Raw genomic sequence first — 22,444 nt, forward strand, 5'->3', positions numbered from 1 at the left:
CAGAAGCTGCCAGTGCCGTGACCACCAGGAGCACTCCACGTGACCACGCCCGCTGACCAGCCACTCACCGTCCTGATTGCCGCGGACACTTACCCGCCCCACGTCAACGGAGCTGCCCAGTTCGGCTACCGCTTAGCCAAAGGGATGACCGGCCGCGGGCATAACGTCCACGTGCTGGCGTGCCGTGCGGACAACGGGAAGGCCTTTTCGGAGTTCCGTTCCGAGGCCACCGTGCACCGCCTCCGTTCGCACGGCGTGTTCACGCACGAATATTTCCGGATCTGCTTCCCTTGGGAAATCAAGAAGGACATCAGCTTGCTGTTCGACCGCATCAAGCCGGACGTTGTGCATATCCAGAGCCACTACATGATCGGCGAGCACGTCCTGTACGAGGCCGTCAAACGTGGCATCCGGGTGGTGGCCACCAACCACTTCATGCCGGAAAACCTGAATCCGTTCCTGCCCTTCCCGCAGTGGTTCAAGGACATCGTGGGCCGCATTTCCTGGAAGGACATGGGCAAGGTCATGAGCCAGGCGGATGTTGTGACCACACCCACGCCGCTGGCCGCCAAAGCCATGCATCAGCACGCTTTCCTGCCGAAGGTACTGCCGCTTTCCAACGGCATTGATGCTTCCGCGTACGAGCTCCAGCCAGGGGAGGTTGTAGAGCGCCATGCCTATCCAACGGTGGTATTCGCAGGCCGGCTGGCTGAGGAGAAACATGTGGACGTGCTGATCGACGCCGTGGCCAAGACCCCGGCGGGACTGAACATCCATCTGGAAATTGTGGGCGGCGGGGAGGTGCGGGCTGCCCTTGAAACCCAGGTGGAAAGGCTTGGTCTTCAGAACAGGGTCAGGTTTTTGGGCATCGCCAGCGACGAGGACCTTCGCGAGGCGTACATCAAGGCGGACCTGTTCTGCATGCCAGGCACAGCCGAGCTGCAGTCCCTCGTCACACTGGAAGCGATGTCCGCTTCCACTCCGGTGCTGCTTGCTGACGCCATGGCTCTGCCGCATCTGGTGCGGGACGGCGAAAACGGCTACCTTTTCAGGCCGAACGACAGCGACGATCTTGCGGAAAAAATGACCCGCATTGTGCGGCTTCCGGCCGCGGAGCATGCAGCCATGGGCGCGGCGAGCCGCAGAATGGTAGAGCCACACAGTATTGAAGGAACGCTTCAGACGTTCGAAGATCTGTACCGTGGCGCCAACTACGACGACATGGTGGTTTGATCGGCGTGCATACACGCACCGCTCTGGCGATTACTATTGCTAGAGTGTTTTTGCCCCGGACAGGATCAGGCTCCGCAACGAGCCTGCTGCGCTCGGGTATATGGGGCTATAGCTCAGCTGGTTAGAGCGCGGGACTCATAATCCTAAGGTCCTCGGTTCAAGTCCGAGTAGCCCTACTTTTTACCTGGTTCGAAGGGAGCCGTGGCCTGCGTCTTAGCGCAGGCCACGGCTCCCTTCTCGTGTCGGCCGGTAGTCTCTGGTTGCCCGGATGTTGCGTCTACTCCGCAGTTTGCGGTAAGTTACTCATGAGTAACTTACCGCTGGCGCCCCGCCCGGGACCTTTTGGTCACTGCTGATCACATGCGAAGGAACACCATGTCCAAAGCCGCTATCGACATCAACAACCTGCCGTACGCTGACGGCGACTTCTTCGCTTTCGAGCAGCTGCTCAGCCAGAAGGAACAGGACCGGCTGGTTGAAATCCGCTCGTTCCTCGTACGCGAGGTGAAGCCGATCGCCGTCGATTGCTGGAATCGCGGCGAGTTCCCCATGGAGCTCATTCCCAAACTCGCGGAAATCGATCTGGTCAGCCCCGTCAAGCGACAGGGTTACTCCAATCTGTTCGCCGGCCTGGTCCATGCGGAGGTCACCCGCGCCGATACCTCGATCGCCACTTTTATGGGTGTCCACGACGGTCTGTTTACCGGATCCATCGAAGCCCTCGCGTCCCAGGAGCAGCAGGACGCCTGGCTGCCGGATATCTACGCCCTGAAGAAAATCGGCGCCTTCGGCCTGACTGAACCGTTGGGAGGCTCCGACGTCGCCGGCGGAACACGCACCACCGCGCAGCGCGACGGCGACAACTGGATCCTCAACGGAGCCAAGCGCTGGATCGGCAACGCCACCTTCTCGGATTGGGTAGTCATCTATGCCCGGGACCTGGCAGACAATCAGGTGAAGGGTTTCCTGGTGGATACCGCTCTCCCCGGCTTCAGCGCCTCGAAAATCGAAAACAAGATCTCCCTGCGAACCGTGCAGAACGCGGATATCACCCTTGAGAACGTGGTGGTTCCGGACTTCTTCAAGCTTGCCAAGTCAAACAGCTTCCGGGACACCAACAAGGTCCTGAAAGTCACGCGGCTGGCCGTTGCATGGCAGGCCGTGGGGCAGCAGCTGGCTGCCTTTGATGTGGCGCGCCGCTACGCCGTGGAACGCCACCAGTTCGGACGCCCGCTGGCGTCTTTCCAGCTGGTCCAAAGCCAGCTGGTTCAGATTCTGGGCAACGCTGTCAGCTCAATGGGCATGATGGTCCGTTTGTCCCAGCTCGAGGACGCGGGCGAGGCCAAGGATGAGCAGTCCGCGCTGGCCAAGGCCTTCACCACTGCACGCATGCGGGAAAGTGTGGCAATGGGCCGCAGTCTCCTGGGCGGCAACGGAATCGTCACTGACTTCGAAATGGCCAAAATCTTCTCGGATGCTGAAGCCATCTACTCCTATGAGGGCACCCACGAGGTCAACACTCTGGTCACCGGCCGCGCCATCACCGGTATTTCAGCAATCGTCTAGCCGCCGTCTTCCGCACCCCTGTGCAGGGGAAGAAGGATGGAAGACCGGAGATCCATCACGAACTCCAGCGGGTTGAGGTAATCCTCACCGAGCCGGACACCCCAGTGGATGCATGGCGTTGTGGCGCAGTGGCCTGTCAGTTGAGTGCCAAGTTCGTCCCCTTTTGCTACCGTCGCCCCGGCGGCAAGGCTACTGTGCACAGGTTCGAAACTGCTTCTCAGACCGTTGCCGTGGTCGATCGTAATGACCGGCCGGTCCACCACCACTCCGACGAAGCTCACCGTGCCGGACTCCGGTGCGGTGACCGGCGCGCCGTCGTGCGTTGCCCGCAGATCCACACCCCGGTGGCCGCTCAGCCAGGGCTTGGCCGGCGGATCGAATGCACGGAGTACATCCGGTCTGGGGGTGAGCGGCCAGCTCCACGAGCCCCTGGGGGCAGCGTCAGCCGTTTCCGCAGTGGAGGTGTCCCGGCCGGATCGGACACCGGCAGCATGCGCGGGTTGGATGGAAACGGTGGCAGCCACCAGCAGGAGTGCGGCCAGCAGTCTTTGAGCTTTCATTTCCCAAGCTTCACCTTGCGCCGTGGGCTGCGGAAGACGCTGGCGCGGCCATGTGGAAAACGCGCTGGGCAGCCTCGATACGGTCTCCTGCGGCGGGGGTGCTGTAGTACACTTGGTGGAGCAGTTTGCTGTGCCCTCAACGTCTTGTCTGGAATTGGTCTTTCCTGTGATTGGTCTCCACTTCCGGGCGGCGTCGGCATGTCTCATTCAGAGATGCGGGGGAGCAGCAGCTGACTACGCGTATCCAGCCCTCCGAGTCAGAAGCCACCCGGCTTCCTGCCGAGGAGGATTGTGCCTCCTGCGGTCCGGACCGGAAACAGTCCTGATGGGAAGTGCAATGGATGCCAGGAGCCGGGCCCGTTTGGGCCGGGCTATTAAACCGTCAACTATTGGCAGGGTAAGAGAACCCATGGGTTTTCTCATGAATGACCTGCCGGAAGGAGCGCCGGCATGCCCGTCGTAACTATGCGCCAGCTGCTTGACAGCGGCGTCCACTTTGGACACCAGACCCGTCGTTGGAACCCGAAGATGAAGCGATTCATCTTTACGGAGCGCAACGGCATTTACATCATTGACCTTCAGCAGTCACTGTCCTACATCGACCGCGCCTACGAGTTCGTCAAGGCCACCGTTGCACACGGCGGCACCGTACTCTTCGTCGGCACCAAGAAGCAGGCACAGGAATCCATCGCTGAGCAGGCCACCCGCGTTGGCCAGCCGTACGTCAACCAGCGCTGGCTCGGCGGTATGCTGACCAACTTCCAGACGGTCTCCAAGCGTATCCAGCGCATGAAGGAACTCGAAGAGATCGACTTCGATGACGTCGCCGGCTCCGCGTACACCAAGAAGGAACTGCTGCTCCTTCGCCGTGAACTCACCAAGCTGGAAACCAACCTCGGCGGTATCCGCAACCTGACCAAGGCACCGTCCGTGCTCTGGATCGTGGACACCAAGAAGGAACACCTTGCTGTTGACGAAGCCAAGAAGCTGAACATCCCGGTTGTTGCCATCCTGGACACCAACTGCGACCCCGACGAAGTCGATTTCCCGATCCCGGGCAACGACGACGCCATCCGCTCCGTGAACCTGCTGACCCGCGTTGTTGCCGACGCCGTAGCAGAGGGCCTGATCGCCCGCAACCAGCGTGCAACGGGCACCACGGAAGCTCCGGAAGAGCCGCTGGCCGAGTGGGAGCGCGAGCTTCTCGAGGCCAACAAGTCTGAAGAAGCTCCGGCCGCAGAAGCTGCTCCGGCGGCTGTAGAGGCTCCGGTTGTGGAAGAAGCACCGGCCGCTGAGGCTGCTCCGGTTGTAGAGGAAGCACCGGCTGCTGCCGAGGCCCCCGCTGCAGACGCAGAGAAGTAAAGACGCAGACAAGTAATCCGGACTCCCCGCCCACTGTCCGCAGTGAAGGGGTTACTGACAGGATGGCGGCTCACCAGGTGGGCTGCCGTCCTGTCAGTCCGTACACCACATACATTTCTAGACAGAGGGGTTCACATGGCGAACTACACTGCCGCTGATATCAAGGCTCTGCGCGAGCGCACCGGCGCCGGCATGATGGATGTCAAGAAGGCTCTTGACGAAGCCAACGGTGACGCCGAAAAGGCGATCGAGATCATCCGCATCAAGGGTCTGAAGGGCGCTACCAAGCGTGAAGGCCGCTCCACCGCTGAAGGCTTGGTTGCTGCCAAGGTCAACGCCGGTGTTGGCGTGATGATCGAAGTCAACTGCGAAACCGACTTCGTCGCCAAGGCTGACAAGTTCATCCAGCTTGCCGACAAAGTCCTGGCTGTCGCCGTCGAGTCCGGCGCAGCCGATCTCGAGACCCTGCTGGCTACCGAGGTCGACGGCAAGCCGTTGTCCGAGGTTGTTATCGAAGAGGGCGCTGTCCTCGGCGAAAAGGTTGTTGTCCGCCGTATCTCCCGCATCGAGGGCGGCACCGTTGACGCCTACCTGCACAAGACCTCCAAGGATCTCCCGGCCCAGGTTGGCGTGCTGTTCGCTGTTGACGGCGACGGCGAAGCCGCGGCCACCGCAGCCCACGACGTGGCAGTCCACGTCGCAGCGATGGCCCCGAATTACCTGACCCGCGAAGACGTTCCGGCTGAGCTGGTTGCGTCCGAGCGCCGCATCGCTGAAGAGACCGCCAAGGCTGAAGGCAAGCCTGAGGGTGCCATGACCAAGATCGTTGAAGGCCGTGTTACTGGGTTCTTCAAGGGTGAGGTCCTGATCGATCAGGCATTTGCCAAGGATGCCAAGAAGTCCGTGGCGCAGGTGCTCACAGAGGCCGGCGTCAAGGCAACCGCATTCACGCGTTTCCGCGTCGGTTCCTAGTCACACACGCAAAGGGGTGGTCACTTCGGTGGCCGCCCCTTTTGCATGCACTGTTGCATGCAAAAGGCCGGAGCATGAATGAGAACTTTGGCCGCAGAGCACGATAACCTAGCTCAGAGTTCACCAACGGGAAGGCACCATGGAAACCGTCAACACTTCAGCCCAGCCACAGAAAAGCAGGCGCCGTGTTCTCCTGAAGCTGTCCGGTGAGGTCTTCGGCGGCGGGAAGCTGGGCGTTGACCCGGATACCGTTCGCGGCGTGGCCAAGCAGATCGCGGCTGCTGTTCCCGACGTTGAGGTGGCAATCGTCGTCGGTGGCGGTAATTTCTTCCGTGGCGCCGAACTGTCGCAAAGCGGCATGGACCGCTCACGGGCCGATTACATGGGCATGCTCGGCACCGTGATGAACTGCCTGGCGCTGCAGGATTTCCTGGAGCAAGCCGGCGTCGGGACCCGGGTCCAGAGTGCCATCACCATGGGCCAGGTCGCGGAGGCATACATTCCCCGCCGGGCCATCCGGCACATGGAAAAGGGCCGCGTGGTGATCTTCGGCGCTGGCGCCGGGCTGCCCTACTTCTCCACCGACACCGTTGCCGCCCAGCGTGCGCTGGAAGTCCACGCCGACGTCGTACTGATGGCGAAGAGCGGGGTTGACGGCGTGTACACAGCGGATCCCAAGAAGGATCCCACGGCCGAAAAACTGGAAACGCTGAGCTATGACGACGCACTGCGCCGGGACATCCGGGTGATGGACCAGACGGCCATGACCATGTGCAAGGACAACGACCTCTCCATGGTGGTCTTCGGCATGGAAGGCGAAGGGAACGTCACCCGCGCAATTCTCGGCGAAAAGCTGGGCACCCTGGTCACTCCCTAGCAACGGCTAGGATGTTTTTAGAACAGTTCCTGCCCAGGCCGGACTCATCTGGACGGAATAAAGAGTGTGCAATGCCGGGACTACCGGCTGCACCGATTTTTGAGGAGAGATCGTGATCGAAGAAACCTTGCTCGAAGCCGGAGACAAGATGGACAAGGCGGTTGAGGTAGCCAAGGAAGACTTCGCGTCGATCCGTACGGGCCGCGCTACGCCAGGCCTGTACAACAAGGTCACCGTTGAGTACTACGGCACGCCCACCCCGCTGCAGCAGCTGGCCTCGTTTACCGTTCCGGATGCCCGTACCATCCTCGTCACCCCCTATGATAAGACTGCCTTGCGGGACATCGAGCGCGCCCTGAGCGACTCGGAGGTGGGCGCCAACCCGTCAAACGACGGCAACGTCATCCGGATCACCATCCCGGACCTGACCCAGGAACGGCGTAAGGAATACGTCAAGATTGTCAAGACCAAGGGCGAAGACGCCAAGATCGCCATCCGCAACATACGGCGTAAGGCCAAGGAAACCCTGGACAAGTTGGTGAAAGACGGCGACGCCGGAGAAGACGAAGGCAGCCGCGGTGAAAAGGAACTTGACGCCATGACCAAGCAGCATGTCGACGGCATTGACGAGCTGCTCAAGCGCAAGGAAGCAGAGCTGCTCGAGGTCTGATGAGCCAGCCACAGCGGCCCGCCGGTCCGCGGGTTCGGCTGCGGGGCAGACAGCCACGGAGCAACCCGACGCCCCAAGCGGGAAGAAACCTCCCGGCGGCCATCGCCGTCGGCCTTGCAATGCTCTTTGCAGTGCTGGGCGGGCTGCTTTTTCTGCCGCTCGGTTTCGCAGCGGTCACCACGGCATTTGCCGTCTTCGGCGTCTGGGAGATTTTCCGGGCGCTGGAAGCCAACGGCACGCGGCTGCCCATCGTTCCTGTTATGACCGGCACCGTGGCCATGCCGTTAGCGGCATACTTCGGCGGGCTGGAAAGCCTGCTGTTCGCCGTCCTTCTGAGCAGTGTCGCCGTTTTGCTCTGGCGTTCCATCGAGGGCGCCGCAGGTTCGGCCCGCAGCATCTTCGCCGGTGTCTTCACGCTGGTATGGGTCCCTTTCCTGATCAGCTTCGCGGTATTGCCACTTCATGCCGCCGGCGGCCCGACTCCTGTGGGCACCTGGCCCGGCGGAACAGTACCGGAAGGCGCGTGGCAGGTAGTGGTGATGCTGCTGCTTGTAGTCTCCAACGACACTTTCGGTTATTTGATCGGCGCCTCCCTCGGGAAACATCCAATGGCCCCGAAGATCAGCCCGAAGAAATCGTGGGAGGGCTTTGGCGGATCGATTGCCGGCGCCATGGTGATCGGTGTCCCGGCGAGCATCTTCCTGCTGGGCAAACCCTGGTGGGTGGGCGTCGTCCTGGCCGTGGGCATGGTGGCCGCCTCAACAGCGGGTGACCTGGCGGAGTCGATGGTTAAGCGGGAACTCGGCGTCAAGGACATGAGCAGCATCCTGCCCGGACACGGAGGAGTCATGGACCGGCTGGATTCGATCGTTTTTGCCTCGCCAGTCGCCTTTGTACTTTACGTGCTGGTCGCAGGAGCCTGACACACCGCCTCGCCTGACCCCGGTCCGCATCATAGAATGGTGCGGAACAGACCCTAGCTGAAGAGGATTAAAGGAAACGTAGTGACAGTGGACATTCAACGGCAGATCCCCGCGTCCTTTGAGCGCGTGCAGCGGAACCAATACGGCTATAACGCCAAGCAGGTGGACCAGTTCCTGCAGCGCGCCCGCGTGTCGCTTGAAACACCAAAGGCTGCCATCCACGTGATCAGGAGCGCCGATGTGAGGGCTGTGTCTTTTGATCCTGTCAAGCAGGGATACTCCGCTGCCGTGGTGGACGCGGCCCTGGACCGGCTTGAAGATGCCTTTGCCCGCCGGGAACGGGACGAACTCATCGCCGAGAGCGGCGAGGAAGCCTGGCTGCGCGAGGTCGGTAAGCTCTCCGGAATTCTGCGCGGCAGGCTGCACAGGCCCGACGGCGAACGCTTCCGCCGGCCGGCAAAGGGCAAGGCCAGCAGTTACAACACCCTCGACGTCGACAACCTTTGCCTGGACCTGATCGGATACCTGGAGCAAGACAAACCGCTGAGCGTGGACAATGTCCGCAGGGCAGTCTTCCGCCCGGCCATGGGTAGGAACGGCTACGAGGAAACCCAGGTCGATGCTTTCCTGGACCGGGTAGTCGAACTGATGGCGGCCATCGACTGACGTGTGACGGTAAGACGCGTGCCGGTAATATGGCGGCCAGTTGTCTGTGCGCGCGGCCAGCTCGTCCTGACTCAGCGTTCCGTTGTCAGCGGCCGTTCCGGAGTATGGAGCCTGGTCATGACCCTCGTGATGGTCCGCGGCACCCGGCTTCTTGTTGACCACGACACCAGGACCATCACGGCGAAGGCGGCCGGAACCGTCCAGGCCGCCGGCTGGGCGAGCCAGAACGGCGTGGCTGCCGCCCCAAGAACAGCCCCGGCCACCATGGCACCACCGCAGAGCACGCCGCCCGTGACCATTCCGCTGATGGCACCCCTGTCTGTGAGTCCCCGCCACCAGATCCCCAGCAAGAGCACGGGACAGATGGTGGATGCCGTGAACGCGAAAACCAGCCCAACGCTTCCGGCGAGGGCCATGGAATCAGTCATAAACGCGAAGCCCAGCGGGACTAACGCCGCGATGACGGCGGCGAGCCGGAAACCACGGACGCTGCCCCCCAGAACGTCCTGGCTGATCACGCCTGCCAGCGACACCACCAGTCCTGATGTGGTGGACAGGAACGCCGCGAACGCTCCGGCCACCACCAGTGCCGACAGCAGATCTCCGGCAGTTCCTCCGATCAGGCGGCCCGGGAGCAGTAGCACCACAGCATCGGGCTGACCGTTGCGGGCCAGTTCCGGTGCAAACATCCGTGCAGCCATTGCGCAGGCAGTGGGGAGCAGATAGAAGACAGAGAGCAGGCCCAGGACAATGAGCGTGGTGCGCCGCGCTGACTGGCCGTCGGGATTGGTATAGAAGCGCACCAGGACGTGGGGGAGACCCAGCGTTCCGAACAGCAGCGCCACCAGAAGCGAGATGTTCTGATACGGGCCGGCCGGCGGGAGCCCCGTGGGGTTGACGGCAGCCTGTGACACCGCGGTGGGCCCGTTGCCGGAGAGCACAAACACCATAAACAGCACCGGCACCGCCAGCGCCGTGAGCTTAAGCCAGTACTGGAAAGCCTGGACAAACGTAATGGAGCGCATGCCGCCGGCCACGACAGTCAGACAGACCACTACCACCACCGCCACGGACCCCACCCAGGAAGGCAACCCGGTAGTGATTCCGATTGTCAGGGCGGCACCGTGAAGCTGCGGGACAATGTACAGCCAGCCAACCACAACAACTACCAGGCTGGTGACCCGCCGTACAGCTTTGGAATCAAGCCTGGCCTCGGTGAAATCCGGGATGGTGTAAGCGCCGGAGCGGCGCAACGGGGCAGCCACAAACAGCAGCAGCATAAGAAAGCCCGCTGTGTAGCCGACCGGAAACCACAGCGCGTCCGTGCCGGACAGCAGAATCAGCCCGGCCACACCGAGGAAGCTCGCGGCCGACAGATACTCCCCTCCGATTGCGGAGGCGTTCCACCAAGGCCTGACAGTTCGTGACGCCACGTAGAAGTCACCGGTTGTCCGTGAAATGCGCAGCCCATAAAAACCGATCACAGCCGTGGCAAGCGATACGCCGACAAAAGCCGTAATGCCCACCGCAGGGTTCACGTGAACATCATTGCTCCTCCGCCAGATCCCGGTACCGGGCCTCGTTGCGGGCGGCGGTGCGAATGTACAGCCATGCGCTGAGCCCGATCACAGGGTAGACACCGGCGCCGAGCAGCAGCCAATCGAAGCGGATGCCGGCAATGCGTGAATCAGCGAGGCCAGGCACTGCTGAAAGTACCAGGGGGAAGGCACCGAGGACCACCAGGAAACCCGCGGCTACAACAATGGCCAGGCGCAGCTGGGAGAGGATCAGGGAGCGGACGAACACCTGGCCGGCCTCGGATTCCTCGGCCGCTTCCCGCGACTCTGTGGCCGGTCTGGGCACGGACCGCGGCGCCGTCACGCGGACCCGGGTCATGCCTGCGGCCGGATCCGGGTGGCTTCGAGCTTTTCACGGATGGACGGAAGGTGGCGGCGACTGATGGGAAGCACCGCCCCGGCCACGGTGACACTGGGACGGGCGGCCGCGAGTTTCATATGGCTGAGATGCTTCAGTGCGATGAGATAGGACCGGTGGATCCGGATGAATCCGGCCTCGGCCCACTGCTGTTCGAGGTCAGCGAGCGGGATCCTGATGAGGTAGCTTGCGTCCGCGCTGTGGATTCTCGCGTAGTCTCCTTGCGCCTGGACATACGTGATGTCGTCCCGCCTGATCATTCGGGTGGTACCGCCCTGATCCACGGTAATCATCTCCGGCCCCACACCGCCGTCCTTGATGAGGTCACTTATACGGCCCACGGAACGCGCCAGCCGCTCCGCCCTCACGGGCTTCAGGAGGTAGTCCACTGCCGCAAGCTCGAACGCCTCAAGGGCGCAGTCCTCGTCCGCCGTCACGAAGACCACAGCGGGTGGATTGCTGCTGTGCGCAATGGCCCTGGCAATGTCCAGCCCGGACACTGCCGGCATATGGATGTCCAGGAACACGGCGTCCACGGACTCCGCTTCCAGCGCCCGGAGCGCTTCCGCGCCGGAAGAGGCCCGGTGGATTTTGCCGATCCTGTCGTCCTTGCCAAGGAGGAAAGCGAGTTCTTCAACGGCAGGGAGCTCGTCGTCGGCGACGAGGACGTTAATCATAGTTCCAGATTAGCGTCCGTAGCCAGCGGGCGGACTCTCAGGCATCATGGCCTGGCTGGGACTTCGGAACGCGCATGGTGATCAGTGTGCCCTCCCCTGGGGCCGTTTCGATCACCAGACCGTTGTCATCGCCATAAACCTGGCGAAGCCGGGAGTCAACATTGCGAAGCCCCACATGATCACCGTCGCTGTGCCCGGCCAGCATTGACCGCAGATGTTCCGGATCCATCCCCACGCCGTCGTCCTCTATTGTGACTTCGGCAAAAGCGCCGGAATCGTTGGCAGTGATGGTGATGTGACCGGGACCCTCCTTGGCTTCCAGCCCGTGCCTGACAGCATTCTCCACCAGCGGCTGAAGGCTCAGGAACGGGATCACGGTGCTCAGCACCTCGGGCGCGATCCGCAGGCTCACCTGCACACGTTCGCCAAACCGGGCCCGCTCCAGCAGCAGATACCGGTCGATGCAGCGCAGTTCCTCTGCCAAGGTGGTGAAGTCGCCGTGGCGCCTGAACGAATACCTGGTGAAGTCGGCGAACTCCACCACCAGTTCACGGGCACGCTCCGGGTCCGTGTTGATGAAGGAAGCGATCGCATTGAGCGAGTTGTAGATGAAATGGGGGCTGATCTGGGCGCGCAGGGCACGCACTTCGGCCTCCATCAGCAAAGTCCGGGAAGCATCGAGTTCGGCCAGCTCCACTTGGGTTGCAACCCAATCGGCCACTTCGCCGGTGGCGCGGACCAGGCCGGCGCTGGCTGCCGGGGCGAAAACCGCAACCACACCCGCCACCCTGGTCCCCGCCCTGATGGGTGCAATGACGGCGGCCACGGGGGTAGCCGGACCGCCGGTTTTTCCGTGTGGTGCCCTCAGGTCCCCGGCGTGGATCACCGTGGTCCGGCCTCCGGCCAGGGCTTCGGACGCGAGACCCATCAGCAATGGTTTGAGTTCCTCCGAGGGGCCGTCCCACGCGAGGACACCGGATGTGTCCGTGATGGCCAGGGCGTCGCAGCCCAGCAGGTTGCGCAGCTGACGGCTGGCTTTGGCCGCTCCTGCCGGATTCAAACCTGTCCTCAGGTGCTGGCCCGCCTTCGACGCTGCATGAAGAGTGTTGTATATGGCGCGCTCGGCGTCGGTGCCCAGCTCACGGAAGGAACGGAGCACTTTGAGCCCAACGCCGACGACGACGGCAATCGCCAGGGCGATCACGGCAACCGCTGCTGCGGTAAAGAGCGGGGAGTCCGGCATGGTGCCCAGCGTAGCCGCGTGTGCCGTTGGGCGCAGCATCGCAGCCGTTGAGCGACCGGCCCTGGGCGTAGTCTGGAATGTAGCCCCCGTCACGGGTCACAGTGATGGTAGTCACATTGGCCGGGGGCTGGCAGCCGGTGTGGACGAGGCAACACTCAATGAGGAGGAATGATGGGTAACGATGCCCAGACACAGGACGCAGCGGCGTCCGTGGACTTCGAGGAAGTCCAATCGACGGAGCGGTTCCAGGAACTGCGCAAACGTCACCGCAGCTTTGTCTTTCCCATGGCCATAGCGTTTCTGCTCTGGTATTTCGCATATGTGCTGCTGGCCGACTACGCCGTGGAATTCATGTCCACGAAAGTGTGGGGCAACATCAACGTCGGGCTGATCCTGGGCTTGCTGCAGTTTGTTTCCACTTTTGCCATCACCGGCTGGTACGTCAGTTACTCCAACCGCAAGCTGGACCCCATCGCCGCGGAAATCCGCAACGAAATCGAAGGCCACGAATTTGATAAACACGGCAACTCAGTGAGCGGGCCAGCAAAATGAGAACAATGGTCCCTGCGGTGAATGTTGCCGATCTCAAAGATACAACCCTGCTGAACATGGGCATTTTTGCCCTGTTTGTGGTGATCACCATGGTGATCGTCTTGCGCGCCAGCCGGAACAACAAGACAGCGGCGGACTACTACGCTGCAGGGCGTTCGTTCACCGGCTCCCAGAACGGCACAGCCATAGCGGGCGACTACCTGTCCGCCGCGTCCTTCCTGGGCATCACGGGTGCAATTGCTATCAACGGCTATGACGGCTTTATGTACTCCATCGGCTTCCTTGTTGCCTGGCTCGTGGCACTTCTGCTGGTTGCCGAACTGCTCCGCAACACGGGTAAGTTCACCATGGCCGATGTCCTCTCCTTCCGCCTGAAGCAGCGGCCGGTCCGGATAGCCGCAGCCATCTCCACCCTTGCTGTCTGCTTCTTCTACCTGCTTGCCCAGATGGCCGGGGCGGGCAGCCTCATTTCGTTGCTCCTGGGCATCAGCGACTGGGGCGGACAGTCTCTTGTCATCATTGTGGTGGGCGCGCTGATGATCATGTACGTGCTTATTGGCGGGATGAAGGGCACCACCTGGGTGCAGATCATCAAGGCGATCCTGCTCATTGCAGGAGCGGCCGTGATGACTTTCTGGGTTCTCTCCATTTATGGTTTCAATGTATCCAACCTCCTGGGCGCGGCCGTTGACACCGCCAAGAATCCCAATGTCCTGAACCCGGGTCTGCAATACGGCAAGTCCGAAACGTCCAAGCTGGACTTCATGTCCCTGGGCCTGGCGTTGGTGCTTGGCACTGCTGCGCTGCCCCACGTCCTGATGCGCTTCTACACGGTCCCGACCGCCAAGGAAGCGCGTAAGTCCGTGGTGTGGTCCATCTGGCTGATCGGGATTTTCTACCTGTTCACGCTGGTCCTGGGATATGGCGCTGCAGCGTTGGTCGGTGCGGAAACCATCAAGTCTGCTCCGGGCGGCGTTAATTCCGCAGCACCGTTGCTGGCCTTCCATCTGGGCGGCCCGCTGCTTCTTGGGTTCATCTCGGCGGTTGCTTTCGCCACCATCCTTGCGGTGGTTGCGGGCCTCACCATTACGGCTGCGGCCTCCTTCGCCCACGACATCTACGCCAGCGTCATCTCCAAGGGCAAGGCCGACGCCGAGACTGAGGTGAAGGTGGCCCGCCGCACCGTGGTGGTCATCGGCATCATGGCCATCCTGGGCGGCATTTTTGCCAACGGCCAGAACGTGGCGTTCCTGGTGGCCCTGGCCTTCGCCGTGGCAGCCTCGGCAAACCTGCCCACCATCGTCTACTCGCTCTTCTGGAAGAGGTTCACCACACAGGGGGCGGTGTGGAGCATGTACGGCGGGCTTGGTTCGGCGATCATCCTGATTGCGCTCTCGCCCGTGGTTTCAGGGGCCAAAACGTCCATGATTCCGGGGGCCAACTTCGCCGTCTTCCCGCTGAGCAACCCGGGCATTGTGTCGATTCCGCTGGCGTTCTTGCTCGGCTGGCTGGGCACGGTTCTGGACAAGAAGAAGGAAGACAGGGCCAAGCAGGCCGAGATGGAGGTCCGTTCGCTGACCGGAGTCGGCGCCGAGAAAGCCGTCGAGCACTGATCGCTTTGCACAGCACCGGGTCCCGGTGACGGCTGTACTGTGAACGACAGGAGCCCCTGCACACGTGCGGGGGCTCCTGTCGTTGGACTTGGTTGCCGCCCGGGGCTAACCAGGTTCGACGGCGGCGATCCTGTCATGCGTCAGTTCCGGTCACGCGTCAGGGGTGGTGCTGCGCCAGATCCGGAGCATGACTGTCATGTTGGCCGTGCGGTACCGCGTACTCGCCTGCCGTCGAGGCTGCCAGCCCCGGCGTGGCAACGCCGGCGACCGCCACAGCGCCGGCGAATGCCGCCAGCAGAAGCCGGCCGGGCCGCGGCGAAGCGGTGGCGGGCAGGACGCCGTCGTAATTCCCGGATTGCTGCTGGCGCTTCAGCCAGCCCGAAGATGCCAGGATCATCAGCGTGAGAAGGATCGCGGCGAGGTGGCTGGCGTTGAGGCCGGAAGCCACCTCGCCGCGGATCGCTGCAATGGACACAAGATGAACGGCTGCGGCTAAAAGCAACAGGACCGTGGCAGTGCGGGGCACTGAATCCCTGCCGTTCCGCAGGGCCAGTACTGTCCAGATGATCAGTGCCACGCCCCATAGAGCGGGTAAAAGAGCCATGGGAATCAGCCAGTGGATGGCTCGGCCGGCAGCTTCCGCCGCTCCAGCCAGTCCCGCCAGAAGGCTGGATGCGATCGCCAGGTTTACGGATCCTGCCCCGAACCCTGCGAAGCCAGCGAACAGCCGGACGGCCGCCGCGGCCGTGCCGTCCACCTGGCCCCCGTCACGTGTCTGAGCGTTACGTGTCTGGCCGTCACGTGTCCGTCCTTCACATGCAGGGCCGCCGATTGACAGGCTGCCCAGGGGCAGGCTTGGCACGGTTGCTCAGGCCCGGGCAGCAGCGGGGGACTTATCCAAGGACAGTCCGACGCCGAGAAGCAGCACAGCACTGGCCAGGTGCAGAACGTTGTCGGCTCCGTTGAGGGCGATGATGTTCAGGGGAGAGGTGAGCAGGAAAAGGCCAACAATTCCCACCAGCAGGTATACCCCACCCACACTTGCGTTGACGGTCCGTGCCAGCTGCGTACCGTTCAGGCCGGCGTAGAGCAAAGCTGCGCCGATGGCGAGGTGGATGATGTTGTGCAGCGGGTTGACTTCAAAAATGATCAGGCTCCGGCCTTCGGTGGCGAAGAATCCGATCCCCGAGGTGACTGCGAACCCGAGGAGGCCCACGAGGAGATATACGGCTCCGAAAACGGTAGCGATGAGGCGGTTCGGTGAATTGCGCATGGCCCGAATCCTTCCAATGGGGTCGGGGATGACGTTTCCCCGCCGGCCTGCGGAGCCCCGGTCGGGACTCTCAGGAAGCAATTCGGATCACGCGCGCTCCCGGATGGGCGCCTAGGTGTATTGACCACGGACGTTAGGAACGCTCGGCGTGGTTAGGTGACAAAAAGAAGACCTCCGGGTGGAGTGGGGCTTGTCGAGAGTCCGATCCACAAGGAGGTCTTCAATGTCCCATGCTAATGCGCTCCTCACGCCTAAGGGCAGGCTCCGGCTGGCCCAGTGCGTCGTGGAGGACGGGTGGCCGCTGCGGCGGGCGGCTGAGCGGTTCCAGGTCTCGGTGACGACCGCGGCGCGGTGGGCTGGCCGCTACCGGGAGCGCGGCGAGCACGGGATGGAGGACCGGTCGAGCCGGCCCGTCAGCTCCCCGGGCCGGACGTCCGTGCGGCGGGAGCGGCGGATCGTCGCGCTCAGAGTGAACCGCCGGTGGGGCCCTGCCCGGATCGGTTACCTGCTGGGTATCCACCCCTCCACGGTGCACCGGGTCCTCTCCAGGTTCGGACTGGCAAGGCTGTCGTGGCTGGACCGGGCCACGGGGAGGGTAATCCGCCGCTACGAGCACCAGAACCCCGGAGACCTTGTCCACGTGGACATCAAGAAACTCGGACGTATCCCGGACGGCGGCGGACACCGCACGGTGGGCAGGGCATCCGGCAACCGGAACAAGACCGGCACGGCGGCGAACCGGAGACCGGGCTACGCCTTCCTGCACAACGCGGTCGATGATCATTCCCGGCTGGCCTACACCGAGATCCTCGCCGATGAGAAAAAGGACACCGCGGCCGGGTTCTGGGAACGCGCCAACGCCTACTTCGAATCCTGCGGAATCGTGGTCAAACGGGTCCTGACGGACAACGGCTCCTGCTACCGCTCCTACGCATTCAAAGACGCCCTGGGCCCGGCTATCAAGCACAAGCGCACCCGGCCCTACAGGCCCCAGACCAACGGCAAAGTCGAGCGCTACAACCGCACCATGCTCGATGAGTGGGCTTACGCAAAACCCTATGGATCAGAGGCCGAGCGTGTTGATTCTTTCGCCGACTGGCTCCATCACTACAATCATCACCGAGGCCACACCTCACTCAAAGGTCAGCCACCGGTCACCCGCGTCACTAACCTCTCAGGTCAATACACCTAGGCCTTGGGTTTGAGCTTGATGTTGATCATCTTGAGCTCGTCCGTTCCCTCGAAGCGGTAGGCAAGCTCAACCTTCTTGCCGTCGCAGGTAATAACGCCGGCCACATCGGCTGCGTTGGTGCCGTTCTCGGAACTGACTTTGAGGTCGTCATAGGCAGGTTTGCAGGTATCGTCCATTTCGAGGCTCTTGACGCCGGCGGCGAAGTCGTCCCGGGACAGCTGTTCCTGCAGCTTCGGGTCCAGGAAGTCGTCATAGGCTTTGCCGGTCTCGCCGGAAATGAGCAGCTTGGTGAAGTTCTCTGCAAGTCCCTTAGCCTGGTTGGTGGCGCCACCCACCACTTTCAGCAGGACAACAACGCCAACAATGACCAGCAGCAGGACGCCGCCTACGATGCCCAGAATGATCCAGAGACCCTTGCGGCTCTTGGCTGGAGGCTGCTGGCCCGGCAGGCCGAATGGCGACGGGTATTGACCGGCCGGCTGCTGCCCCGGCGACGGGTACGGAGCGGGAGCCGGGTTCTGGCCCGGCGCCGGGTACTCGCCGGGCGCACCATACTGTTCCGGGGGCCCTGGCTCGCCGGGCGCCCTGGACGGGGGCACTGGCGGCTGCTGCCACTGCGGAGGCTGGCCGGGCGCGCTGGGTTCCTGAGGATTGCTCAAGCTGGAGCCTCTCCGGCAGCCGGGACAGCACTGCCTGAATTCTGGGGACCACGGTCCGGCACCCCATCGGTTTAACTGGGAACAGCCTATAACCCAGTGCCTGTCCCGGGGTCATCGTGAGTGGACACCGCCGCCGGACGCGGCCAACGGGTTTCAGGCCGGTGCCGGGCCGCGGTCCAGCAGCGGCTGGATGCGGAACGGAATGAGTTCGCCCATGGCCAATGCAGTATCCGTCCGGTCCACACCATCGCAGGCCAGTATTTTTCCGTTGATCCGGAATAGGTCTTCGGCATCGAGTGCCACCACGCGCAACAGGAGATCCGCTGAACCGGTCAGCCCGTACCCTTCCAGGATCTCCGGGACCCCGGCGAGTTCCTCCGCCAGCGGGCCAAGCTTCTGCTGCTGAACGTGCACGGAGATAAACGCCATCAGCGGGTAGCCCAGGGACGCCGGATTGATCCGGCGTTCGAAGGAGAGAAAGACGTGCCTCTTCTCCAGCTGCGCCATCCGCGCCTGCACGGTGTTCCTTGACAGCCCGAGCTTCTGTGCCAGCGCCACAACGGTTCGGCGGGGGTCGCGGGCCAGCGCCGAAAGGAGCCGGGTGTCTGTGCCATCCAAAGCTTGCATAATGCGCAAGGCTAGCACGGTGCGTGCTCCGGAAACAGTGCATATTGATCAGTTTCCGCTGCGGTGGTTGTACCCATTGGGCATTGTGAGTAGGGTCACAAATATCCGGGGCAACGGCGCCCGGGTGGCCGGAACGAGGCGGGATCACGAGTCCTTCCCGGGCTGGTCCAACGACACAAGAAGGTTGCGGGCAATCGTGTTTACAGACGAGTTGGGCCAAGGCGGAACAACCGCCGGCGGGCCGGGCAACGGTGCAGGACATCATGGCGGGACAGGCCACAGCCTGGTCCAGCTGATCACCCCCGCAGGGGAGCGCGTCAGTCATCCGGAATATGACCTCTGGATCCAGGACGTCTCGGACGAACAGCTGTGTTCCCTCTATGAGGACATGGTGGTTATCAGGCGGATTGACACTGAGGCCACGGCACTCCAGCGGCAGGGCGAGCTTGCGCTCTGGCCACCACTGCTGGGTCAGGAGGCATCCCAGATCGGCTCCGGCAGGGCACTCCGCGAGGATGACTTCGTTTTCTCCAGCTACCGCGAAAACGGTGTGGCCTACTGCCGCGGAGTGGACCTGACGGACATCGTTCGGGTCTGGCGCGGAAACGCCTCCTCGGGCTGGGACCCGTACACCATCAACATGGCGACGCCGCAGATCATCATCGGTGCCCAGACGCTGCATGCCACGGGTTACGCCATGGGCATCCAGAACGACGGCGCCGATTCGGTGGCCGTGACGTATTTCGGCGACGGGGCAACGAGCGAGGGCGACGTCAACGAGGCCCTGGTGTTCGCGGCCAGCTTCCAGGCGCCGGTGGTTTTCTTCTGCCAGAACAACCAGTGGGCCATCTCGGAACCGGTGCGACTCCAGTCGCACATCCAGCTCGCCGACAGAGCAGCTGGTTTCGGCATTCCCAGCATGCGCGTGGACGGAAACGACGTCCTGGCCGTGCTGGCAGCCACCCGCATCGCACTGGACAGGGCGCGCCACGGCGGGGGCCCCACCTTTATCGAAGCCGTTACGTACCGCATGGGGCCCCACACCACGGCCGATGACCCTACGCGGTATCGGGACGCCAACGAGCTCGAAGACTGGGCTGCAAAGGACCCCATTGACCGGGTCAAAGCGCTGCTGGAGCGCAAGGGTCTGCTGAGCCAGGATTTCGAGGCCCGCATACAGGCCAAAGCCGACACCGTCGCGCGCGAAATGCGTGCCGGCTGTATCAACTTGCCGGAGCCGGAACCGCTGGACATCTTCAAGCACGTGTACAGCACACCCAACTCCTGGCTTGAACGCCAGCAGGACCACTACTCCCGTTACCTGGCTTCCTTCGGCGATCCCGCAGAAGCCACTTCAGAAGAAGGTGCACGCTGATGACTCAGATGACCTTTGCCCGTGCCATCAATTCCGGTCTGCGCAAATCACTGGAAAACGATCCCAAGGTGATTCTCATGGGAGAGGACATTGGAACTCTCGGTGGTGTCTTCCGAGTTACGGACGGACTGCAGAAAGACTTCGGCAAGCACCGTGTGGTGGACACACCTCTTGCGGAGGCCGCCATCATGGGCACCGCCGTGGGGCTGGCCTACCGCGGCTACCGGCCGGTGGTGGAGGTCCAATTCGACGGCTTCATTTACCCGGCCTTTGACCAGATTGTGTGCCAGGTGGCCAAGCTCCACTACCGGACGCAGGGTGCCGTGAAGATGCCCATCACCATCCGGGTTCCCTTTGGCGGGGGCATCGGTTCACCGGAACACCACTCGGAATCCCCGGAAGCGTATTTCACGCACACCTCGGGCCTGCGTGTCATCAGCGTCTCCAACCCGCAGGATGCCCACACCATGATCCAGCAGGCCATCGCCTCCGATGATCCCGTGCTCTACTTCGAACCCAAGCGCCGTTATCATGACAAAGGCGAGGTGGATGAGTCCCTGGACTTCACCGCCGCGCTTTCCATGGAAAAGGCCCGCATAGTCACCGGGGGAACCGATGTCACACTCGTGGCATATGGACCCCTGGTCAAGACCGCACGGGACGCCGCGATGGCCGCGGCAGATGAAGGCATTTCCGTGGAGGTGATTGACCTGCGCTCGCTGGCGCCGTTGGACTTCGCCACCGTGGAGGCTTCCGTGCGCAAGACAGGGAGGCTCGTTATCACCCACGAGGCCGGCCAATCGGGCGGACTTGGCGCCGAAATCGCTGCCAGCATCACCGAGCGCTGCTTTTACCACCTCGAAGCCGCCCCCGTTCGCGTGACCGGCTTCGACATCCCGTACCCATACTCAAAGCTTGAGATGCACCACCTGCCTGGCCTGGACAGGATCCTGGACGGCGTGGACCGGGCCCTCGGAAGGCCGAACTCACTCAGCGGGCTGGAAGGATGAGCGCCACCATGATCAAGGAATTCAGGCTTCCAGACCTCGGCGAAGGCCTCACCGAATCCGAAATCCTCAGCTGGAAGGTCGGAGTGGGGGACACAGTTGCCCTCAACCAGATCATTGCTGAAGTGGAAACAGCCAAAGCCGTGGTGGAACTGCCCTCGCCGTTTGCCGGCATCATCACCGCTCTCCACGAGCAGCCCGGCACCATAGTGGAGGTGGGCAAGCCGATTGTCTCGTTTGAGATAGCGGACGACGGCGGCGGGTCACCCGCCGCCGGAGGCCCGGCTGAACCGGCCATCGCCAAGCGTGAACCCAACCTGGTGGGGTATGGCGCCGTCGTCGAAGGTTCCGGACGTCCGGCCCGCCGCAACCGCAGCTTCGCCGCACCGATGGTCCCGGCGGTCGAGGCTGTCGAAACCGCCACGCCCGTAGCGGCCACCCCGGTAGCCTCCATCCGGGTAGTGGCGGGGGCCGGGCCGGTCGAGATCACGCCTGCCCCGGTAGTTGAGCCCGCCGAATCCCGGCCCGCCGAACGTCCGCGGTCCACACCGCCGGTGCGCAAGTTGGCCAAGGACCTCGGCGTCGACCTCGAAGCAGTGGCCGGCACCGGAGAGCGCGGGCTGATCACCCGCGACGACGTGCGGAATTTCGTCGGCGGGGGAGACCTGCCGGCGGCGGCCCAGGAACTGGCGGGCGGCGTCGCAGCGGGGTCGAAGGCGGCCGGGCACCAGCCGGAACGCGAGATCCGTACCCCCATCAAGGGCATCCGGAAGTTTACGGCTGCTGCCATGGTTGCCAGTGCCTTCACCGCACCGCATGCCACGGAATTCCTGACCATCGACGTCACGCCCACCATGGAGCTGCTGGCCAAGCTCAAGGCCAGCCGCGCCTTCGCCGGCTACAAGCTGACTCCGCTGACCCTGGTATCCAAGGCCGTGTTGATCGCCCTGCGCAACCACCCGACGCTCAATACCCGCTGGGACGAGGCGAACCAGGAGATCGTCCAGTTCAACTACGTGAATCTGGGTATTGCGGCCGCTACACCGCGCGGCCTGACGGTGCCGAACATCAAGGACGCGGAAAACCTGTCCCTGATGGAGCTGTCGACGGCTCTGACGGCGCTGACGGAAACCGCCCGGGCGGGCAAGACCAGTCCCGGAGACCTTGGCGGCGGCACCATATCCATCACCAACATCGGAGTATTCGGGATCGATGCGGGGACGCCAATCCTGAACACCGGGGAGGCCGCCATCCTGGCTCTGGGCGCCGTCCGGAAAACGCCGTGGGAGTACCAGGACCAGGTGGCACTGCGCCAGGTCATGACCCTGAGCCTGTCCTTCGACCACCGCCTGGTGGACGGCGAGCAGGGGTCCCGGTTCCTCGCGGACCTCGGTGCCATTCTGGCCGACCCCGGCATGGCGCTGGCAATGATCTGACAGTTCGGCAACACAGGAGCGGCCCC

Annotated in this window: 23 protein-coding genes and 1 tRNA gene; 15 read left to right on the forward strand and 9 right to left on the reverse strand. The window is 63.0% G+C overall.

All coding sequences use genetic code 11. The annotated features are described in order from the left end of the window. Positions 1–39 precede the first annotated feature (39 nt). From ACQCST_RS08140 to ACQCST_RS08150, 3 genes are all read left to right on the forward strand, one after another. Positions 40–1,233: a glycosyltransferase gene (locus tag ACQCST_RS08140; RefSeq protein ID WP_426998762.1), complete on the forward strand. Its 1,194-nt coding sequence runs from the start codon at positions 40–42 to the stop codon at positions 1,231–1,233. Between the two features lie 102 nt (positions 1,234–1,335). Next, positions 1,336–1,409: transfer RNA gene (locus ACQCST_RS08145), tRNA-Ile, on the forward strand. 199 nt (positions 1,410–1,608) lie between these two features. Further along, positions 1,609–2,799, forward strand: a complete 1,191-nt coding sequence (locus ACQCST_RS08150) for an acyl-CoA dehydrogenase family protein (RefSeq protein WP_426998763.1) — start codon at positions 1,609–1,611, stop codon at positions 2,797–2,799. Here ACQCST_RS08150 and ACQCST_RS08155 read toward each other — a convergent pair. Continuing rightward, a complete protein-coding gene (locus ACQCST_RS08155; protein ID WP_426998764.1) occupies positions 2,796–3,359 on the reverse strand; it encodes a M23 family metallopeptidase in 564 nt (187 codons plus the stop codon). The two genes, ACQCST_RS08150 and ACQCST_RS08155, sit on opposite strands and share 4 nt — an antisense overlap. 450 nt (positions 3,360–3,809) lie before the next feature. Here ACQCST_RS08155 and rpsB point away from each other — a divergent pair, with 450 nt between their 5' ends. The 6 genes from rpsB (at position 3,810) to ACQCST_RS08185 (ending at position 8,829) form a co-directional block, all read left to right on the forward strand. Continuing rightward, entirely contained in the window at positions 3,810–4,721 is a 912-nt protein-coding gene (rpsB, locus tag ACQCST_RS08160; protein WP_426998765.1) for a 30S ribosomal protein S2, read from the forward strand. 135 nt (positions 4,722–4,856) lie between these two features. Continuing rightward, positions 4,857–5,693, forward strand: coding sequence for a translation elongation factor Ts (gene tsf / locus ACQCST_RS08165; protein ID WP_426998766.1), 837 nt, complete (start codon positions 4,857–4,859; stop codon positions 5,691–5,693). A 139-nt stretch (positions 5,694–5,832) separates the two neighbouring features. Next, complete coding sequence (pyrH, locus tag ACQCST_RS08170; protein WP_426998767.1) at positions 5,833–6,570, forward strand: UMP kinase; 738 nt, start codon at positions 5,833–5,835, stop codon at positions 6,568–6,570. 112 nt (positions 6,571–6,682) lie between these two features. Further along, positions 6,683–7,240 (forward strand): ribosome recycling factor, encoded by a 558-nt coding sequence (frr, locus tag ACQCST_RS08175; RefSeq protein ID WP_426998768.1) that lies wholly within the window; start codon positions 6,683–6,685, stop codon positions 7,238–7,240. Then, on the forward strand, positions 7,240–8,163 hold the full coding sequence (locus ACQCST_RS08180) for a phosphatidate cytidylyltransferase (protein ID WP_426998769.1): 924 nt from the start codon (positions 7,240–7,242) through the stop codon (positions 8,161–8,163). The genes frr and ACQCST_RS08180 overlap by 1 nt, the downstream gene beginning before the upstream one ends. Before the next feature lie 81 nt (positions 8,164–8,244). Then, the gene (locus tag ACQCST_RS08185; protein ID WP_426998770.1) at positions 8,245–8,829 is read left to right on the forward strand and encodes a DivIVA domain-containing protein; all 585 of its coding nucleotides are present in this window, start codon (positions 8,245–8,247) and stop codon (positions 8,827–8,829) included. 71 nt (positions 8,830–8,900) lie between these two features. On the opposite strand, the gene ACQCST_RS08190 is transcribed toward ACQCST_RS08185, so the two are convergent. From ACQCST_RS08190 to ACQCST_RS08205, 4 genes are read right to left on the reverse strand one after another with little or no spacing between them, the layout of a single operon-like run. Beyond that, positions 8,901–10,367 (reverse strand): cation acetate symporter, encoded by a 1,467-nt coding sequence (locus ACQCST_RS08190; RefSeq protein WP_426998771.1) that lies wholly within the window; start codon positions 10,365–10,367, stop codon positions 8,901–8,903. Between the two features lie 7 nt (positions 10,368–10,374). Beyond that, on the reverse strand, positions 10,375–10,725 hold the full coding sequence (locus ACQCST_RS08195; RefSeq protein ID WP_426998772.1) for a hypothetical protein: 351 nt from the start codon (positions 10,723–10,725) through the stop codon (positions 10,375–10,377). Next, complete coding sequence (locus ACQCST_RS08200; protein WP_426998773.1) at positions 10,722–11,441, reverse strand: LytR/AlgR family response regulator transcription factor; 720 nt, start codon at positions 11,439–11,441, stop codon at positions 10,722–10,724. Before ACQCST_RS08200 ends, ACQCST_RS08195 begins: the two co-directional genes overlap by 4 nt. A 37-nt stretch (positions 11,442–11,478) precedes the next feature. Further along, a complete protein-coding gene (locus ACQCST_RS08205) occupies positions 11,479–12,684 on the reverse strand; it encodes a sensor histidine kinase (RefSeq protein WP_426998774.1) in 1,206 nt (401 codons plus the stop codon). A 171-nt stretch (positions 12,685–12,855) separates the two neighbouring features. On the opposite strand from ACQCST_RS08205, the gene ACQCST_RS08210 reads away from it, so the two are divergent. Together ACQCST_RS08210 and ACQCST_RS08215 are read left to right on the forward strand one after the other, a co-directional pair. Further along, positions 12,856–13,236 (forward strand): DUF485 domain-containing protein, encoded by a 381-nt coding sequence (locus tag ACQCST_RS08210; protein WP_426999118.1) that lies wholly within the window; start codon positions 12,856–12,858, stop codon positions 13,234–13,236. Continuing rightward, positions 13,233–14,849, forward strand: a complete 1,617-nt coding sequence (locus ACQCST_RS08215; RefSeq protein WP_426998775.1) for a solute symporter family protein — start codon at positions 13,233–13,235, stop codon at positions 14,847–14,849. Before ACQCST_RS08210 ends, ACQCST_RS08215 begins: the two co-directional genes overlap by 4 nt. Before the next feature lie 157 nt (positions 14,850–15,006). On the opposite strand, the gene ACQCST_RS08220 is transcribed toward ACQCST_RS08215, so the two are convergent. Further along, positions 15,007–15,606, reverse strand: coding sequence for a hypothetical protein (locus ACQCST_RS08220; protein WP_426998776.1), 600 nt, complete (start codon positions 15,604–15,606; stop codon positions 15,007–15,009). Between the two features lie 111 nt (positions 15,607–15,717). After that, on the reverse strand, positions 15,718–16,122 hold the full coding sequence (locus ACQCST_RS08225) for a DUF4383 domain-containing protein (RefSeq protein WP_426998777.1): 405 nt from the start codon (positions 16,120–16,122) through the stop codon (positions 15,718–15,720). A gap of 223 nt (positions 16,123–16,345) precedes the next feature. Between ACQCST_RS08225 and ACQCST_RS08230 the strand changes: the two genes are divergently transcribed. Beyond that, positions 16,346–17,314 carry an IS481 family transposase gene (locus ACQCST_RS08230; protein WP_426996053.1) on the forward strand — a complete coding sequence of 323 codons (969 nt, stop codon included), beginning with the start codon at positions 16,346–16,348 and terminating at the stop codon, positions 17,312–17,314. Here ACQCST_RS08230 and ACQCST_RS08235 read toward each other — a convergent pair. Both ACQCST_RS08235 and ACQCST_RS08240 read right to left on the reverse strand, forming a co-directional pair. Continuing rightward, positions 17,311–17,973 (reverse strand): hypothetical protein, encoded by a 663-nt coding sequence (locus tag ACQCST_RS08235; RefSeq protein ID WP_426998778.1) that lies wholly within the window; start codon positions 17,971–17,973, stop codon positions 17,311–17,313. The two genes, ACQCST_RS08230 and ACQCST_RS08235, sit on opposite strands and share 4 nt — an antisense overlap. A gap of 153 nt (positions 17,974–18,126) precedes the next feature. Then, positions 18,127–18,600 carry an Lrp/AsnC family transcriptional regulator gene (locus ACQCST_RS08240; RefSeq protein ID WP_426998779.1) on the reverse strand — a complete coding sequence of 158 codons (474 nt, stop codon included), beginning with the start codon at positions 18,598–18,600 and terminating at the stop codon, positions 18,127–18,129. A 196-nt stretch (positions 18,601–18,796) separates the two neighbouring features. Here ACQCST_RS08240 and pdhA point away from each other — a divergent pair, with 196 nt between their 5' ends. From pdhA to ACQCST_RS08255, 3 genes are read left to right on the forward strand one after another with little or no spacing between them, the layout of a single operon-like run. Continuing rightward, entirely contained in the window at positions 18,797–19,975 is a 1,179-nt protein-coding gene (gene pdhA / locus ACQCST_RS08245) for a pyruvate dehydrogenase (acetyl-transferring) E1 component subunit alpha (protein WP_426999119.1), read from the forward strand. Then, complete coding sequence (locus ACQCST_RS08250; protein ID WP_426998780.1) at positions 19,975–20,985, forward strand: alpha-ketoacid dehydrogenase subunit beta; 1,011 nt, start codon at positions 19,975–19,977, stop codon at positions 20,983–20,985. Before pdhA ends, ACQCST_RS08250 begins: the two co-directional genes overlap by 1 nt. Further along, positions 20,982–22,418: a dihydrolipoamide acetyltransferase family protein gene (locus tag ACQCST_RS08255; protein ID WP_426998781.1), complete on the forward strand. Its 1,437-nt coding sequence runs from the start codon at positions 20,982–20,984 to the stop codon at positions 22,416–22,418. Before ACQCST_RS08250 ends, ACQCST_RS08255 begins: the two co-directional genes overlap by 4 nt. The last annotated feature ends 26 nt before the right edge of the window (positions 22,419–22,444 follow it).

The organism is Pseudarthrobacter sp. N5 (assembly GCF_050157035.1).
GTDB lineage: Bacteria > Actinomycetota > Actinomycetes > Actinomycetales > Micrococcaceae > Arthrobacter.

What these genes read in the sequence shown, in the direction of transcription:
- ACQCST_RS08180 (WP_426998769.1), top strand. Translation starts at nt 7,240, where the DNA reads ATGAGCCAGCCACAGCGGCCCGCCGGTCCGCGGGTTCGGCTGCGGGGC.
- ACQCST_RS08150 (WP_426998763.1), top strand. Translation starts at nt 1,609, where the DNA reads ATGTCCAAAGCCGCTATCGACATCAACAACCTGCCGTACGCTGACGGC.
- tsf (WP_426998766.1), top strand. Translation starts at nt 4,857, where the DNA reads ATGGCGAACTACACTGCCGCTGATATCAAGGCTCTGCGCGAGCGCACC.
- ACQCST_RS08155 (WP_426998764.1), bottom strand. Translation starts at nt 3,359, where the DNA reads ATGAAAGCTCAAAGACTGCTGGCCGCACTCCTGCTGGTGGCTGCCACC.
- ACQCST_RS08195 (WP_426998772.1), bottom strand. Translation starts at nt 10,725, where the DNA reads ATGACCCGGGTCCGCGTGACGGCGCCGCGGTCCGTGCCCAGACCGGCC.
- pyrH (WP_426998767.1), top strand. Translation starts at nt 5,833, where the DNA reads ATGGAAACCGTCAACACTTCAGCCCAGCCACAGAAAAGCAGGCGCCGT.
- rpsB (WP_426998765.1), top strand. Translation starts at nt 3,810, where the DNA reads ATGCCCGTCGTAACTATGCGCCAGCTGCTTGACAGCGGCGTCCACTTT.
- ACQCST_RS08225 (WP_426998777.1), bottom strand. Translation starts at nt 16,122, where the DNA reads ATGCGCAATTCACCGAACCGCCTCATCGCTACCGTTTTCGGAGCCGTA.
- ACQCST_RS08240 (WP_426998779.1), bottom strand. Translation starts at nt 18,600, where the DNA reads ATGCAAGCTTTGGATGGCACAGACACCCGGCTCCTTTCGGCGCTGGCC.
- ACQCST_RS08205 (WP_426998774.1), bottom strand. Translation starts at nt 12,684, where the DNA reads ATGCCGGACTCCCCGCTCTTTACCGCAGCAGCGGTTGCCGTGATCGCC.
- ACQCST_RS08200 (WP_426998773.1), bottom strand. Translation starts at nt 11,441, where the DNA reads ATGATTAACGTCCTCGTCGCCGACGACGAGCTCCCTGCCGTTGAAGAA.
- ACQCST_RS08255 (WP_426998781.1), top strand. Translation starts at nt 20,982, where the DNA reads ATGAGCGCCACCATGATCAAGGAATTCAGGCTTCCAGACCTCGGCGAA.
- ACQCST_RS08215 (WP_426998775.1), top strand. Translation starts at nt 13,233, where the DNA reads ATGAGAACAATGGTCCCTGCGGTGAATGTTGCCGATCTCAAAGATACA.
- ACQCST_RS08250 (WP_426998780.1), top strand. Translation starts at nt 19,975, where the DNA reads ATGACTCAGATGACCTTTGCCCGTGCCATCAATTCCGGTCTGCGCAAA.
- ACQCST_RS08230 (WP_426996053.1), top strand. Translation starts at nt 16,346, where the DNA reads ATGTCCCATGCTAATGCGCTCCTCACGCCTAAGGGCAGGCTCCGGCTG.
- ACQCST_RS08210 (WP_426999118.1), top strand. Translation starts at nt 12,856, where the DNA reads ATGGGTAACGATGCCCAGACACAGGACGCAGCGGCGTCCGTGGACTTC.